Source organism: Methylobacterium sp. 4-46, from assembly GCF_000019365.1.
Taxonomy (GTDB): Bacteria; Pseudomonadota; Alphaproteobacteria; order Rhizobiales; family Beijerinckiaceae; genus Methylobacterium.
Window position 1 is genome coordinate 1,931,668 of sequence record NC_010511.1, and the last position, 14,803, is coordinate 1,946,470.

Here is a 14,803-nt window from a genome sequence, read left to right on the forward strand (position 1 = left end):
CGAGGGCCGGCCGGGCCTGAAGGCCCCGGCGCGGCGCATCCCTATGTTCCCTAAACAGCACTGCGCTGAAAAGATGGCGCCCTGGCCGTCGCCGGGGCCGCGCGGCCGCGCGCGATCAGGGCGGCGTAGAGCCGCGCCGAGGCCGCCGCGTGGCTGGCGAGCGTGGTCGGCGCCGCCCAGTAGCGCGCATGCGCCGCACGGCCCATCCGCCGCACCAGGGTGTCGTCGGCGAGGTCGTGGAAGACCCGGGCGAGGAGGTCGACCTCCGGGCGGGTGACGAAGCCGGTCTCGCCCGGCACGATCCGCTCGGCGGCCCCGGCCCGGTTCGAGGCCACCGCCGGGATGCCGCAGGCCAGCGCCTCGTAGACCGTGAGCGGCCCGGTCTCCAGCCAGCGCGAGGGCGCCACCACCGCCCGGGCCCGGGCGCGCAGCAGCGCCTCGACCTCGCCCGGCGCGCGCCAGCCCAGCACCTCCGCGCCCGGCATCGCCGCGAGCTCCCCGGCGAGCGGCCCGTCGCCGATGAACAGGGCCGGCATCCCGGCCGCCCGGGCGGCGGCGGCCACCAGGTCCGCCCCCTTCTCGCGGGTGAGGCGCCCCACGAAGGCGACCGCGTCGCCCCGGGCCGGGTCGGCGGGGGGATGGGGGTCGACGCGGACCGGGTTGTCGATCCGGTGGTGGCGGAAGGGCCCCTCCGGCAGCATCGGGGCGAGGCGGGCCCGGCTCGCGTCGCAGACGTGGACGAGGTCGATCGGCCGGTCGCGCAGGCCGCGCAGCGCCAGCCGCGTCGCGGCCGCGCGCGCCGCCCGCACCGCCTTGTGCGCCCGCGATTGCGGGTCGCAGGCGGCGGCGAGGCAGCGGGCGCCCAGCGGGTCGAGGGAGCAGGGCTCGGCGCGGTCGAAGCGGTAATAGACGCCGTTCGGGCAGACCAGGAAGTAATCGTGCAGGGTGACCGCCACCGGCACGCCGCTCGCTCCCAGCACCGGCAGCACCGCCGGCGAGAGGCTGCGGGTCCAGTTGTGGAGGTGGAGGCAGTCCGGCCGCAGCGCCGCGAGCGCGGCGGCGAGGCGCCGCGCGGCCGCCCGGTTCCAGATCCCGTCGCGGGCGCCGCGCCAGGCGGGCTGGTCCCAGACGTCGGCGAGCCCGAGGCCGACCCGGCGGATGCCCGGATGGTCGAGGAGCGGGTCGGCCGGGCCCTCGACCCCGTGCAGGAAGGTCACGCGGAGGCCCGCCTCGGCCAGCCCGCGGGCGGATTCGATCGCGACCTTCTCGCCCCCGCCCCGCGGCAGGCAGAAATTCGTCAGGATGGCGACGTGCATCGGAGCGCTCCCGGGCCGGCCCCGGGGCGGCCCGGATTGCATTTTACCCTCGCTCAACTGCCGGGTCGTAAACGGGGCGATCGGCGGAGACGAGAGCCATGGACGTCGTCCTCATCCTCGACCACGGCCACGTGAATGGCGGCCAGGCGAAGGTCGCGCTCGACTCCGCCCTCGGGCTCGCCGCGCGCGGCCACCGGGTCGATGTCTTCGCGGCGGTGGCCCCGGTCGATCCGCGCCTCTCCGCCGCCGGGATCCGGGTGACCTGCCTCGACCAGCCGGACATCGCCACGGCCTCCTCGAAGCTCGCCTTCGCCGGGCAGATGCTGTGGAACCGCCCCGCTGCGCGGGCCCTGGCGGGGCTGCTGGCGGGCCGCGACCCGGGCCGGACGATCGTCCACGTCCACGCCTTCGCCAAGGCGCTGTCGCCCTCGATCTTCGCGGCGATCCGGCGGGCGCGGCTGCCCGCCCTCTACACGATGCACGAGTTCTTCCTGGTCTGCCCGAACGGCGGCTTCTACGACTACCGCCGCCACGCGATCTGCCGCCGCGCGCCGCTCTCGGGCGCCTGCATCGCCACGAATTGCGACATGCGCAGCTATCCGCGCAAGGCGATGCGCCTCGCCCGGCAGGTGCTGCTGGAGAAGCTGGCGCGCTGGCCGGAGGTCGTCCGGGACGTGGTGACGATCAGCGCCCTGCAGGAGGCGGCCGTCGCGCCCCACCTGCCGCCCGGACTCACCCTCCACCGGGTCGACAACCCGATCGCGGTCCCGGACCCGGGCCCGAAGCCCGCCGGACCGCCGGGGCCGCTCACCTATGTGGGCCGGCTCTCCACCGAGAAGGGCGTCCTGCTGTTCGCGGAGGCGGCGCGCCGCGCGGGGGTGCCGGCGGTCTTCGTCGGGGACGGGCCGGAGGCCGAGACCCTGCGCGGCCGCTACCCGGAGGCGCGGCTGCTGGGCTGGCGCGACGCCGCCGGGGTGGCCGAGGCCCTGCGGGCGGCCTCGGCCCTGGTCTTCCCGTCGATCTGGTACGAGGGCCAGCCGCTCACGGTCTACGAGGCGCTGGCGCGCGGCACCCCGGTCGTGGTGAGCGACGCCTGCGCGGGCCGCGAGGCGGTGGCGGACGGGGAGACCGGCTACTGGTTCCCCTCCGGCGACGCCGCGGCGCTCGCCGCGCGGCTGACCCGGCTGCAGGATCCGGCGGTCCTGGCGCGGCTCGGCGCCGAGGCCCATCGGCGCTACTGGGCCGCCCCCCTCACCCTGGAGCGCCACTGCGCCCGGCTGGAGGAGGTCTACGGCCTCGTCCTGCAGCGCCGCGCGGCCGGGCTCGCGGCCCCGGCGCCCGGCGCGCGCCTGCAGCCCGCGGCCTGATCCGGGGCGCCGGTCAGCGGCGCCCGAGGCCGAAGCCGAGATCCCGCTGGCCCCGCCCGCCCGGGATCGCCGCCAGCACGGCGGCGGGGCGCTCGCGCAGGACGAGGGCGAGGGGCACCAGGGCGACGAGGCCGAGGAGCCGGCCGGCCGCCGCGCGCAGGCGCGCGGCGAGGGGGGCGGCGGGGCGGGCGAAGGAGCGGTGCGTCAGGGTGGTCATCGGAGCGTCTCCGCGTCGGGGCGGGCCATCGCGTCGAGCGCGCCCCATGCCCCTGAGTGCCGCCGGGCGGGGGATTCCGTGTGCGCTGGCGCACGCGGGGGAGGGCGGGGGGCGGCCGCGGGCGGCTTGCATCTGCCGGGCTTGCATCTCCTGAGCTTGCATCTCCTGAGCTTGCATCTCCTGGGCTTGCGCGAATCCTGGGGTTGCACGACAGTCTCGTCCGGCAACTGCCGCAGAGAGAGCGCATGAGTTCCGTGCTGTACGCCCACAGCAAGCCGGGCCGGCCCGAGGCGGAGTGGGAGCCGCTCGCCGTGCATGCCCGATGGACCGGGCGGTTCGCCGCCCATTTCGGCCGCGCCTTCGGCTGCGCCGGCCTGGCGCGCGCGCAGGGGCTCCTGCACGATACCGGCAAGGCATCCCAGGAATTCCAGGACTATCTTTGCGCGTTGCGCGCGCGGGGCGGCGATCACTCGACCTGGGGAGCCCAGCGGGCCGACGAACTCTACGGCCGCGTCGTCGGCCGCATGCTCGCCGCCTGCATCGCCGGCCACCATGGCGGCCTTCCCGACGGCGAGGCTTTGCGGCGCCGGCTCGCGCAGGCGCAGAACGACGCGAGCCGCTGGCGGGAGCTGATCATCCCGCTGGCCCCGGAGGTGATCGCGTCGAAGCGGTGCTTCGCGCCTCCCGCCCGCGAGCGGTTCGAGCAATGTCCCGACGCCCTGGCGCGGCGGCGCGCCTTCACGAAGGCCTTCCTGATCCGAATGCTGTTCTCGTGCTTGGTCGATGCGGATTTCCGGGCCACCGAGCGGTTCATGGCGGACGGGCGGCCTCGCGCCCGGGTGAGGACCCGCCTGCGCGACCTCGACCGGCAGCTGACCGCGCACCTGCGCTGCAAGCAGGCCGACGCCAAGCCCACGGCCATCAACGCGCTGCGGGCCGAGATCCTCGCGCACGCCGTCGCCAAGGCGACCTGCACGCCCGGCCTCTTCACCCTGACGGTGCCCACGGGCGGCGGCAAGACATTGACCTCGCTCGCCTTCGCGCTCGCCCATGCGGAGCGGTACGGCAAGCGGCGGGTGATCCACGTCGCTCCCTTCACGGCCATCGTCGAGCAGACCGCCGACGCGATCCGGACGGCGGTGGGCAATCCGGGCGCCATCCTCGAACACCACGCCAACCTCGACGAGGAGGCGCTGGCGCGCAGGCTCGCGGAGGATGGCGGCGACGAGCGCGACGGCCTCGGCCCCCTGCGGCGCGCCGCCGCGACCTGGGACGCGCCCATCGTGGTGACGACGGCCGTGCAGTTCTTCGAGAGCCTGTTCGCGAACCGGCCCTCGCGCTGCCGCAAGCTGCACAACCTCGCGAATTCCGTCATCATTCTGGACGAGGCGCAGACGGTGGATTCAAGTGGTCGTCGCAACGGCTTGGCGGAGGGCGGTTGTGATGGCAGGTCGGCGGCGTTCGGATCGGGCACTTCGCGAGAAGCTGCGGTCACCGGGTCGTCCCGGGGTCGGTCTGCGCGAGACGCGGCGGGGGTTCTGGGCGTTCCTCGCGCAGGGTCTCTCCAGCGAGGTCGCAGCGATGAAGCTCGGGATCTCGCCACCGGTCGGCTCGCGGTGGTTCCGGACAGCAGGCGGAATGGCACCTTCCCACCTGTCACCATCATCCAAGTCGCCTTCTGCGCGCTACCTGTCGTTGGCTGAGCGGGAGGAGATCGCGATCCTACAAGCGCAAGGTCACGGGGTCCGGGACGTCGCTCGGCGTCTGGGACGGGCGGCGTCGACCATCTCGCGGGAATTGCGCCGCAATGCGGCGACCCGCAGTGGCGGCCTGGACTATCGCGCCACGACCGCGCAGTGGCACGCTGAACGCGCGGCACGCCGGCCCAAGCCAGCAAAACTGGCGGGGAACGCAGCGCTGCGGACGTACGTGCAGGAGCGGCTCGCCGGAACTGTCGCGACACCGGGCGGGAGCGCTCTGCCTGGCCCTAGCGTTGCCTGGAAGGGACGGCGGCACGGGCGACGCCAGAGCCGGCGATGGGGTCGATCCTGGAGTCCGCAGCAGATCGCCGAGCGCCTACGGCTCGACTTTCCGGGCGATACGACGATGCGCATCAGTCACGAGGCGATCTATCAGGCGCTCTACATCCAGGGCCGGGGCGCGCTGAAGCGTGAGCTGACCGCGTGTCTTCGCACAGGACGGGCTTTGCGTGTGCCGCGGGCCCGCAGCCTGGGCCGAGGCAGGTCGTTCGTCACCCCCGAGGTGCTCATCAGCGAGCGTCCGCCCGAGGTGGAGGACCGCGCGGTGCCGGGGCACTGGGAAGGAGATCTGATCCTGGGTCTGAAGAGTTCGGCGATCGGGACCCTGGTCGAGCGCACGACGCGCTTTACGATGCTGCTGCATCTTCCGCCGATGGACGGCCATGGGGTGACACCGCGTGCGAAGAACGGCCCGGCGCTGGCGGGGCACGGGGCCCAGGCGGTGCGCGAGGCGATCGCCGGCACGATCGCGCGCTTGCCCGAGCAGCTGCGGCGCTCGTTGACCTGGGACCAGGGTACCGAGATGGCCGAGCACGCGCGCTTGCGGATCGACGCGGGTCTGCAGGTCTACTTCTGCGATCCACGCTCACCCTGGCAGCGGGGGACGAACGAGAATACGAACGGGTTACTGCGACAGTACTTCCCGAAAGGAACGGATCTGAGCGCCCACAGCGCGAACGATCTTGCTGCTGTGGCCGCAGCCCTCAACAGCAGACCGCGCAAGACGCTGAACTGGAAGACGCCGGCAGAGGCGCTCGACGCTGTGCTGGCTGCCGTGCAAGATGGTGTTGCGACGACCGCTTGAACCCAAGGACTCTGCCGACGCGCTTGCTGCTGCCGTGCCTCGCCGCCCTGGAGGAACTGACCGGGAATTACGGCGCCACCGTCGTGCTGTGCACCGCGACGCAACCGGCCGTTCGCGTGCGGGACGGCGCCCTGCGCGAGCGCTTCCGCCCGGTCGATCACGGCCTGCCGATCGGCGCCGACCGCGAACTCGCCCCGAGGCCGGAAAGGCTGGCCGACGAGGTCCGGCGCGTCACCGTCGAGGTGCTGCCGGAGCCGATCGGCGACGAGGTCGTCGCGGCCCGCTTCGAGGCGCAGAAGCAGATGCTGTGCATCGTCAACAGCCGCGCCCATGCCCGGGCGCTGTTCGCCCGCATCCGCGGCCTGCCGGGCGCGTTCTACCTCACCACCCTGATGTGCCCGGCCCATCGGCGCGCCGTGCTCGCCGAGATCAAGGCCCGGCTCGAGGACGGGAGGCCGGTGCGGCTCGTCGCCACCTCCCTGGTCGAGGCCGGAATCGATTTCTCGTTTCCGGAGGTCTGGCGCGCCGAGGCGGGCCTCGACCAGATCGCCCAGGCGGCGGGGCGCTGCAACCGAAACGGAGAGCTGCATCCGGCGCTCGGCCGGGTCGTGGTCTTCACGCCCGCCGCGCATCGGCCGCCCCGCTCCCTCGCGGCCTTTCAGCAGGCCGCCCGGCCCGTGCTGCGGGACCACCCGGACCCGCTCGGTCCCGACGCCATCGCGGCCTATTTCCGTCTCCTCTACGCGGAGCGCGGGCTCGCGGAACTCGACGCGGCCGAGATCGACGGTCAGGCCGGGATCCTCGCGGCGTTCGGCCGCCACGGCCTGGAGCGCGGCTTCCCCTTCGAGAGCGTCGCCCGCGCCTTCCGGCTCATCGACGAGACGATGGTGCCGGTCGTCGTGCCCTGGGACGCCGAGGCGGTCCAGGCCCTCGCCGAGGTCGCCGGCATGGAGCGCCCCACCGGCGAGGCGCTGCGGCGGCTGCACCCCTACACGGTCGGCATTCCCCGGCAGGCGCATGCGGGCTGGTGCGCCACGCGCGAGATCGTGCCGGTGGGCCCGGCCTGCGGGGAGGTGCTCACGCGGTTCGCGACCATGGACCTCTACGACGCCACGATCGGCATCGATCTCTGGGCCACGGCCGCGCGGGACGGGGAGGCGGATGCGCCGTGATGCGGCACCGGACGCGACGGGTGGGGAGCGAGGCCTTCGCTCGCGCGGCGCCCCCCGACGGCGGCGCCTCGCCGTGGGAGCGGCGGCGTCGTTCACGGAACGTCGCGAGGAGGTCGTCGGGCCTCGAACAGATCCTGACAGCTCCTGACAGCGGGGCGGCCGGGCTTCCCGTGCGTCCGAGGGAGGAGTCTGTGCGCCGCCCGGCTCCCCGAAACACCGCCACTCCATGGCCGGACCGTGGAATCGCCACGGTTGTCGAGCCTGCAGCCACTCCACGGCTCTCGGTCGCAGCGTGTCAACCGGTCTATCGTGTCATGAGGACAGAAAAAATATCGTTCGCAGTTCAGAAGCCATTCTTGAATTATGCTGGTGCAGATACGGCGGCCGTTTACATGACAAATTTGTATCTTGCTATTGCTTAAGATCGCGCAGCAGAATATTTTTTGGACAGAACTCTTGCGGCGGAGACGCGAGTATGCTGAGGTAACTCGGGAGGAAGCGGGTGCGATGACATACGGGGTCCGGTTGCACGTGTGGGGTGAGCGGGCGCTCTTCACGCGGCCCGAGACCAAGGTGGAGCGCGTCTCCTACGATGTCCCCACGCCCTCGGCAGCCCGGGGCATCCTTGAGGCGATCCACTGGAAGCCCGCCATCGTCTGGCGCATCGACCGCATCCACGTCCTGAAGCCGATCCGCTTCGCGAGCGTCCGGCGCAACGAGGTGGGCGCGAAGGCGAGCACGGCGCTGGCCCTGCGCGCGATGCGGAGCGGGACGCTCGCCGGGCTCGGCCTCTCGGCGGAGATCGAGCGCCAGCAGCGCGCCGCGACGATGCTGGTCGATGTCGGCTACGTCATCGAGGCCCATCTGGAGATGACCGCGCGGGCCGGGGACGACGCGCCGGTAAAGCACATCTGCATGTTCAACCGCCGCGCCGCGGCCGGCCAGTGCTTCCACCGCCCCTGTCTCGGGACGCGGGAATGCCCGGCCGAGTTCGCGCTGATCCCCGACGGCGCGCCGCTGCCGGCCAGCTCCCTGCCCGCCGAGGAGCGCGAGCGCGAACTCGGCTGGATGCTCTACGACATCGATTTTCGTCCCGACCGCAACGAGGCCCGCTTCTTCCGCGCCCGGCTCTCGAAGGGGATCCTCGACGTGCGGGCCTGCCTGGCGGCGAACGAGGTCGTGTCGTGACGATGCTGCAGGCGCTCGATCGGTATTACGATCGGCTGGAACGCCGCGGCGAGGTCGTGATGCCCGGCTGGTCGACGGAACCGCTCGGCCTCGTCCTCGAACTCGCCGAGGACGGGACGCCGCTCGGCCTCGCGGATCGCCTGACCGCCAGGGGCAAGCCCCAGCTCGACCGCGTGCCCAAGTGGTTCTCGCGGTCGGGCACCGGCTCGACGCCGTTCTTCCTGTGGGACAACCTCGCCTACGCGCTCGGCCTCGGGACGAAGGACCCGGCCAAGACCGCGCGCGATCACGCCGCCTTCCGCGATCTGCACCTGCGCGAACTCGCCGGGGAGCGCGACCCCGCTCTCGCGGCCCTGCGCCGCTTCGTCGAAGCCTGGGTGCCGGATCCGGAGGCGGCCCGGGCCCTCGGCCTCCAGAGCCGGCACATGGCGCTCAATCTCGGCTTCCGGCTGCGCGGCGAGACCGTGCCCCTCCATCACCGCCCGGCGGCGGCGGCGCATGTGGAGCGGCTCCGGGCCGCCCACGAGGGCGGCCCGGAGGGGTTCTGCCTCGTGCGCGGCGCGCGCCTGCCCCTGGTGCGGCTGCACCCGAAGGTGAAGGGCATCGACGGCGGCGCCGCGGCGGAGATCCCGCTCGTCTCCTTCAACCAGGATGCCTTCACGTCCTACGGGCACGACCAGGGCTTCAACGCCCCGACTTCCGCGGCGGCGGCCTTCCGGTACGGGGCGGCCCTGAACGCCCTGTTGCAGCGCGGCGGCCCGAACCGGCTGCGGATCGCCGACTCGACCGTCGCCTTCTGGGCCGATGCCCGCGCCTACGACGCGTCCGTGGCGGAGCCGATCGCGCTTGCCGCGGAGGACATCTTCGGCGACGCGCTGCGCGACGGGCCGGGCCCGGCGGGGACGACCGACGCGCGGGAGACGCAGGCGCTGCGCGAGGCCCTCGTCACGGTGGCGGAGGCCAGGGCCGCGCCGGACCTTCGGCCGGACCTGATGGAGAACGTGCCCTTCTTCGTCCTCGGGCTCGCGCCCAACATGGCGCGGGTCGCGGTGCGCTACTGGCTCGCCGGCACGTTCGGGAGCTTCAGACGCGCCCTCGACGCGCACGCGGCGGCGCTCGCGATCGAGCCCAAGCCGCGCGGCTGGGGCGCGAAGCCGCCCTCGCCGGCGCGCCTCCTGCTGAAGACGACGGCCCTCGCGGAGGAATTCGACAACATCCCGCACGGGCTCGCCGCCGAGGTGACCCGCGCCATCCTGGAAAACCGGCCCTATCCGCGGACCTGGCTCGCCGCGACGATCGCGCGGCTGCGGGCCGGCGACGACCCGGGCCGCGGCTGGCACGCCGCCGCCATCAAGGCCTGCCTGAACCGTCGCAGCGAGAGGGAGATGCTTCCCGTGGCGCTTGATCCCGCCCACACAGACCCCGCCTACCAGCTCGGGCGCCTCTTCGCCGTGCTGGAGGCGGCGCAGAGGACCGCCCTTCCCGGCGTCAACACCACGATCGGCGACCGCTGGTACGCGGCCGCCTCCTCCACGCCCGCCCGCGTCTTCGGCCCCCTGCTGCGGAGCCTGAAGACCCATGTCGCCGACGCGCGCAAGCGCGGCCTGGGCGGCTGGATCGAGCCCAAGGTGGCCGAGATCATGCAGAGGCTGCCGCCCGACCTGCCGCGCGTCCTCTCCCTGGAGGCGCAGGGGCGCTTCGCCGTCGGCTACTACCACGAGCGCGGCACCCGCCCCGAGAAGAAGACGGATTCCCCGACGACGACCGGCACGGACCCGGAGGAGACCCCCCATGGCTGACGCGGGCCTGCAGCGCCGCCACGATTTCGTGCTCTATTTCGACGTGACGAACGGCAACCCGAACGGGGATCCCGATGCCGGCAACATGCCGCGCATGGACCCCGAGACGGGGCACGGCCTCGTCAGCGACGTCTGCCTGAAGCGCAAGGTGCGCAACTACGTCGAGATGGCCGCCGAGGCGGACGGCCGCGACCCGATCCGCAACCGGATCTACGTGACCGAGGGGGCGGTGCTGAACGAGAAGCACCGCGAGGCCTACCTGGCCCTGCGCCCGGACGACCCCAAGGCCCGGACCGACAAGAAGCTGACGCCCAAGTCGGACGAGGAGGCGGTCCTGATCCGCCGCTTCATGTGCGACAACTTCTTCGACATCCGCACCTTCGGCGCGGTGCTCTCGACCGGCATCAATGCCGGCCAGGTGCGCGGGCCGGTGCAGGTCTCCTTCGCCCGGTCGGTCGAGCCGGTGCTGCCCCTCGAAGTCTCGATCACCCGCATGGCCGCCACCAATGAGGCGGAGAGGAATGAGCGGCAGGACGGCGAAGACAAGGCCGGGAAGCGCGGCGACAAGCGCACCATGGGCCGCAAGCACATGGCCGCCACCAACGAGGCGGAGAGGAATGAGCGGCAGGACGGCGACGACGAGGCCGAGAAGCGCGGCGACAAGCGCACCATGGGCCGCAAGCACATCGTGCCCTACGGGCTCTACCGCGCCCACGGCTACGTCTCGGCGCCGCTCGCCTCGCATCCGGTGAAGGGCACGGGCTTCTCGGACGGGGATCTCGCCCTCCTGTTCGAGGCGCTGCGCAACATGTTCGAGCACGATCGCTCGGCCACCCGCGGCGAGATGGCGACGCGCCGGCTGGTGGTTTTCCGCCACGCCTCGGCCCTCGGGAATGCGCCGGCCCAGTCCCTGTTCGAGCGGGTGCGGACCCTGCGCGCGCACAAGGGGTCCGTGCACGAGATCGGCGCCCCCGGGACCGACAATTGGCCGCCGGCCCGCAGCTTCGCCGACTACGCCATCACCGTCGATCGCGAGGGGCTGCCGCAGGGAATCGAGGTGACCGAGTGGTGAGCCCGCCCCATTCTGCCGAGTCTGAGGCAGTTTGGCCTCGGGCACGGCTGATCGCGTGAGGGGGCGGTCGGCGTCGAGACCTTGTGCGGCCTCGAAGGGGAGGCCGCGCAGGTCTATGTCGGTGTGTTCGACACGCTGGTGAGGCGGGACGACCCGGCTTTTCGCGTCTCCGGCCGCTCGCGCCGGCCGCCGCTCGATCGGATGAACGCCCTCTTGTCCTTCCTCTATGCGCTGCTCGGGCACGATTGCCGTTCCGCGCTCGACGCGCACGGGCTCGACCCGCAGGTCGGGTTCCTGCATGCCGACCGCCCTGGTCGCGCGAGCCTCGCCCTCGATCTGATGGAGGAGCTGCGGCCGGTCCTCGCCGACCGACTGGCCCTCAGCCTCGTCAATCGCCGCCAGCTCGGGGCGGAGGATTTCCGCATCGAGGAGGCCGGCGGGGTGCGCCTCACCGACGATGCGCGGCGGACCGTCCTGGGAGCGTGGCAGGAGCGCAAGCGCGAGGACCTGCGCCATCCCTTCCTCGACGAGACGATGCCGCTCGGCCTCGTGGCCCAGATGCAGCCCCATGTGCAGGCCCAGCTTCTCGCCCGGCATCTGCGCGGCGACCTCGACGGCTACCCGGCCTTCGTCTGGCGATGAGCCCGGGCGCGGGCCGAAGGGGGAATGACGCGTGCTGATGCTCGTCACCGACGACGTGAACACCCAGACGCCGGCCGGGCGCACCCGGCTGCGCCGCGTGGCCCGTGCCTGTCTCGACGTGGGGCAGCGTGTGCAGAACTCGGTCTTCGCGTGCGAGGTCGACCCGGCCCAGTGGACGGCCCTGCGCGACCGCCTCGTCGGACTGATCGACCCGCAGCGCGATTCCCTGCGCTTCGACCGCCTCGGTGCCGAGGGGCGACGGCGCATCGCGCATGTCGGCGCCAAGCCCATCCTGGATCTCGACGGGCCGCTCGTCTTCTGAGGCGCGCGAACCGCAAGCGCCCAGGCGTCTCCCGGACGGTTCGCGCAGGACGTAACGCGCTGACCAACCAAGCCAATCAGGATCGTGCCCTCCACCCCGCGGGCCGCCGCACGCCGCTGTCCGGCCGGTTCGCGCGGACGGCCGGAATTGCGCTGATCCGGCCGTTGGTTAGAGTGGCGCCATCGCCCCCTCGCGGGGGCGCGGATTGAATCCGGGTTTTTGCCCCCAACCACCCCGACCTGTCGAATCGCCCCCTCGCGGGGGCGCGGATTGAAACGCCTGCTGCTACCCTCTCTGCGCCGAGGCCATCCATCGCCCCCTCGCGGGGGCGCGGATTGAAACATATGAACAACGGTTGGGCACTCAACAATGTCGACATCGCCCCCTCGCGGGGGCGCGGATTGAAACAAGGCGACCGTGCCCGCGATCATCGAGGTGCGGTGATCGCCCCCTCGCGGGGGCGTGGATTGAAACGCCGTCGGCGCCTGGTCGCTGCCCGGCGACACGCATCGCCCCCTCGCGGGGGCGCGGATTGAAACAACGGGCGCGCCCCGCGTTACCGGGCGCACGCCCATTGCCCCCCTGGCGGGGGCGCCAATGGACACGCTGCGGGAGGGGGATCATCCGGGGCGCGCATCACCGTCGCCCCGCCGCAGCCTCCGCCCTCAGCCCGGGCGATCCCCGTCCGGCCCCATCGCCCGCGCGATCCAGGCGACGAGGCAGCGCAGGTCCGCCCGCGCCTGCAGGTGCTCGGCGATCCACAGCTCCAGCCGATGGGGGCCGGGCGTGAAGCCGAAGGGCGCCGCGAGGTGGCCGGCCCGGATCTCGCTCTCGACCAGGAGGCGGGGCGCCAGCGCCAGGCCCAGGCCGCAGGCCGCCGCCTGAATCACCAGGTAGAAGTGGCCGTAGCTCTCCTGCGGCACGATGCCGAGATCCGGCCGGCCGATCGCCCGCCCCCACTCGGCCCAGGCCTGCGGCCGCGTCGCCGTCGCCAGGATCCGCGCCCGCGCCAGGTCGTCGGGCCCCGCGAGCCCGAGCCGCGCCGCGTAATCCGGGTGGCAGACCGGGCCGATCTCCTCCGCGATCAGCGGCCGCGCCCGCGCGGTCGCCGGCGGGCGGTACATGCTGGTGCGGATCGCCACGCTGATCCCGTCGCGGACGAAGTCGACCTCGCCGTAGCTGATGTTGAGGCGCAGCTCCACCGCCGGATGGGCCTGCTTGAAGGTCTCCAGCCGCGGGATCAGCCAGTACATCATGATGGTCGCCGAGCACGACAGGGTCAGCGGCCCGGGCTGCACGCGCGAGACGGCGAGCTGAATCTGGTCGAAGGCGTCCGCGAGGCTCGCCGCAAGCTGCGCGCCCTCTTGCGTCAGGGCCACCGCCCGCGGCAGCCGCTCCAGCAGCGGCAGGCCGAGCTGCGCCTCCAGCGCCTTGATGTGGCGGCTCACCGCCCCGTGCGTGACCCCGAGCTCCCCCGCCGCCGCGCTCATGCTGCCGAGCCGCGCCGTCACGTCGAAGGCCCGCAGCGCGTTGAGCGGAAGACGGGACAGCGGCATCGGCCCCTCCGGGTGGCCCGGCGCCGCGGGCGGCCGCGGCTGCTGTGAGATTTCTTCACGGATCGCGGCGCCGAAGTCGAGTGGCCGCGCGCGCTCCCGCGTGCCACCTTCCCTCTGAGAACACGATCAGGGTGGAAACGGGCGAGGGCGGCGGGACGCGGCGCAGCCGCGGCAGCGCCGCCCCGCGGCCCCGCGCGAGCCAGGCGGCGCGGCCGCCGGGCGGGATCCGCGCCGCCCCGGCCGCGTCCCGCCCCGCCCCCGACCCGGAGGTGAGACCCATGTCCCGCCTGACCCGCCGCACCCTCCTGCTCACCGGGGCGACGGCGCTCGCCGCGCCGCACGTCGCCTGGGCGGCCGAGCCCGAGTTCCGGCTGAAATTCGGCAACATCGTCTCGGGCGATCACCCGCTCAACCTCGCCATGGGCCGGGTGCGCGACCGGGTCGCGCAGGAATCCGACGGGCGGGTGCGGATCGAGCTCTTCCCCAAGAACCAGCTCGGCTCCGACGCCGACATGCTGAGCCAGCTGCGCTCGGGCGCCCTCGAACTCTTCGCCCAGACCGGGGTGCTGATGTCGACCCTGGTGCCGGTCGCCTCGATCAGCGGGATCGGCTTCGCCTTCCCGAGCTACGACAAGGTCTGGGAAGCCCTGGACGGCCCCCTCGGCCAGCACATCCGGGGCGCCTTCGCCAAGGCCAACCTCGTCTGCCTTGAAAAGTCCTACAATCACGGCTTCCGGCAGACCACCTCCTCGACCCGGCCGATCCGCACCCCCGACGACTTCAACGGCTTCAAGATCCGGGTGCCGCCCTCGCCGCTCTGGACCTCGATGTTCAAGGCCTTCGGGGCCGCCCCGGTCTCGATCCCCTGGGCCGAGACCTACTCGGCGATGCAGACGCGGATCGCGGACGGGCTGGAGCAGCCGCTGATCGGGCTCCTCGTCGACAAGATGTACGAGGTGCAGCGATCCTGCTCGCTCACCAACCACATGTGGGACGGGTTCTGGGTCCTGGCCAACCGCCGCGCCTGGGAGCGGCTGCCGCCCGACCTGCGCGAGATGCTGGAGCGCGCCATCAACCAGGAGGCCCTGGTGCAGCGCCGCGAGGTCGAGCACATGAACGCGACCCTGCAGGACAGGCTGCAGAGCCTGGGGCTGCAATTCCACACCGTCGCCAACGCCGATTTCCGGCAGCGGCTGGTCTCCTCCGGCTTCTACCAGGAATGGCAGAAGCGCTACGGCGACGAGGCGTGGTCGCTGCTCGAGGCGACGACCGGCAAGCTCGGGTGAGGCGCGTCCCCGGGCCGGCCCG

Annotated in this window: 13 protein-coding genes and 1 CRISPR repeat array; of the genes, 10 read left to right on the forward strand and 3 right to left on the reverse strand. The window is 72.9% G+C overall.

Annotated features, from left to right (window positions below; translation table 11 throughout):
- Window positions 1-50: 50 nt before the first annotated feature.
- Complete coding sequence (locus M446_RS08105) at window positions 51-1,316, reverse strand: glycosyltransferase (RefSeq protein ID WP_012331623.1); 1,266 nt, start codon at window positions 1,314-1,316, stop codon at window positions 51-53.
- A gap of 98 nt (window positions 1,317-1,414) precedes the next feature.
- Here M446_RS08105 and M446_RS08110 point away from each other — a divergent pair, with 98 nt between their 5' ends.
- Window positions 1,415-2,683 (forward strand): glycosyltransferase family 4 protein, encoded by a 1,269-nt coding sequence (locus M446_RS08110; RefSeq protein WP_012331624.1) that lies wholly within the window; start codon window positions 1,415-1,417, stop codon window positions 2,681-2,683.
- A 13-nt stretch (window positions 2,684-2,696) separates the two neighbouring features.
- Here M446_RS08110 and M446_RS08115 read toward each other — a convergent pair whose 3' ends face one another.
- On the reverse strand, window positions 2,697-2,900 hold the full coding sequence (locus M446_RS08115; RefSeq protein WP_018262010.1) for a hypothetical protein: 204 nt from the start codon (window positions 2,898-2,900) through the stop codon (window positions 2,697-2,699).
- Window positions 2,901-3,145: 245 nt separating this feature from the next.
- On the opposite strand from M446_RS08115, the gene M446_RS08120 reads away from it, so the two are divergent.
- From M446_RS08120 to cas2, 8 genes are all read left to right on the forward strand, one after another.
- Window positions 3,146-4,603 carry a CRISPR-associated endonuclease Cas3'' gene (locus M446_RS08120; RefSeq protein ID WP_050777471.1) on the forward strand — a complete coding sequence of 486 codons (1,458 nt, stop codon included), beginning with the start codon at window positions 3,146-3,148 and terminating at the stop codon, window positions 4,601-4,603.
- The gene (locus M446_RS08125; RefSeq protein WP_043700754.1) at window positions 4,539-5,744 is read left to right on the forward strand and encodes an IS30 family transposase; all 1,206 of its coding nucleotides are present in this window, start codon (window positions 4,539-4,541) and stop codon (window positions 5,742-5,744) included. Before M446_RS08120 ends, M446_RS08125 begins: the two co-directional genes overlap by 65 nt.
- 23 nt (window positions 5,745-5,767) lie before the next feature.
- Window positions 5,768-6,916, forward strand: a complete 1,149-nt coding sequence (locus M446_RS08130; RefSeq protein ID WP_050777472.1) for a CRISPR-associated helicase/endonuclease Cas3 — start codon at window positions 5,768-5,770, stop codon at window positions 6,914-6,916.
- Between the two features lie 507 nt (window positions 6,917-7,423).
- Window positions 7,424-8,104, forward strand: coding sequence for a type I-C CRISPR-associated protein Cas5c (gene cas5c / locus M446_RS08135; protein WP_043700984.1), 681 nt, complete (start codon window positions 7,424-7,426; stop codon window positions 8,102-8,104).
- Between the two features lie 2 nt (window positions 8,105-8,106).
- Complete coding sequence (gene cas8c / locus M446_RS08140) at window positions 8,107-9,903, forward strand: type I-C CRISPR-associated protein Cas8c/Csd1 (RefSeq protein ID WP_265576639.1); 1,797 nt, start codon at window positions 8,107-8,109, stop codon at window positions 9,901-9,903.
- Window positions 9,896-10,975 carry a type I-C CRISPR-associated protein Cas7/Csd2 gene (gene cas7c, locus M446_RS08145; RefSeq protein WP_012331628.1) on the forward strand — a complete coding sequence of 360 codons (1,080 nt, stop codon included), beginning with the start codon at window positions 9,896-9,898 and terminating at the stop codon, window positions 10,973-10,975. Before cas8c ends, cas7c begins: the two co-directional genes overlap by 8 nt.
- Before the next feature lie 81 nt (window positions 10,976-11,056).
- Complete coding sequence (gene cas1 / locus M446_RS08150; protein WP_083784650.1) at window positions 11,057-11,617, forward strand: CRISPR-associated endonuclease Cas1; 561 nt, start codon at window positions 11,057-11,059, stop codon at window positions 11,615-11,617.
- 31 nt (window positions 11,618-11,648) lie between these two features.
- Window positions 11,649-11,939 (forward strand): CRISPR-associated endonuclease Cas2, encoded by a 291-nt coding sequence (cas2, locus tag M446_RS08155; protein ID WP_012331629.1) that lies wholly within the window; start codon window positions 11,649-11,651, stop codon window positions 11,937-11,939.
- 181 nt (window positions 11,940-12,120) lie between these two features.
- Window positions 12,121-12,478: a CRISPR direct-repeat array (repeat unit 31 nt; unit sequence ATCGCCCCCTCGCGGGGGCGCGGATTGAAAC).
- 126 nt (window positions 12,479-12,604) lie between these two features.
- Here cas2 and M446_RS08160 read toward each other — a convergent pair.
- Entirely contained in the window at window positions 12,605-13,495 is an 891-nt protein-coding gene (locus M446_RS08160) for a LysR substrate-binding domain-containing protein (RefSeq protein ID WP_012331630.1), read from the reverse strand.
- A gap of 278 nt (window positions 13,496-13,773) precedes the next feature.
- Between M446_RS08160 and M446_RS08165 the strand changes: the two genes are divergently transcribed.
- Complete coding sequence (locus M446_RS08165) at window positions 13,774-14,781, forward strand: TRAP transporter substrate-binding protein (protein WP_012331631.1); 1,008 nt, start codon at window positions 13,774-13,776, stop codon at window positions 14,779-14,781.
- The last annotated feature ends 22 nt before the right edge of the window (window positions 14,782-14,803 follow it).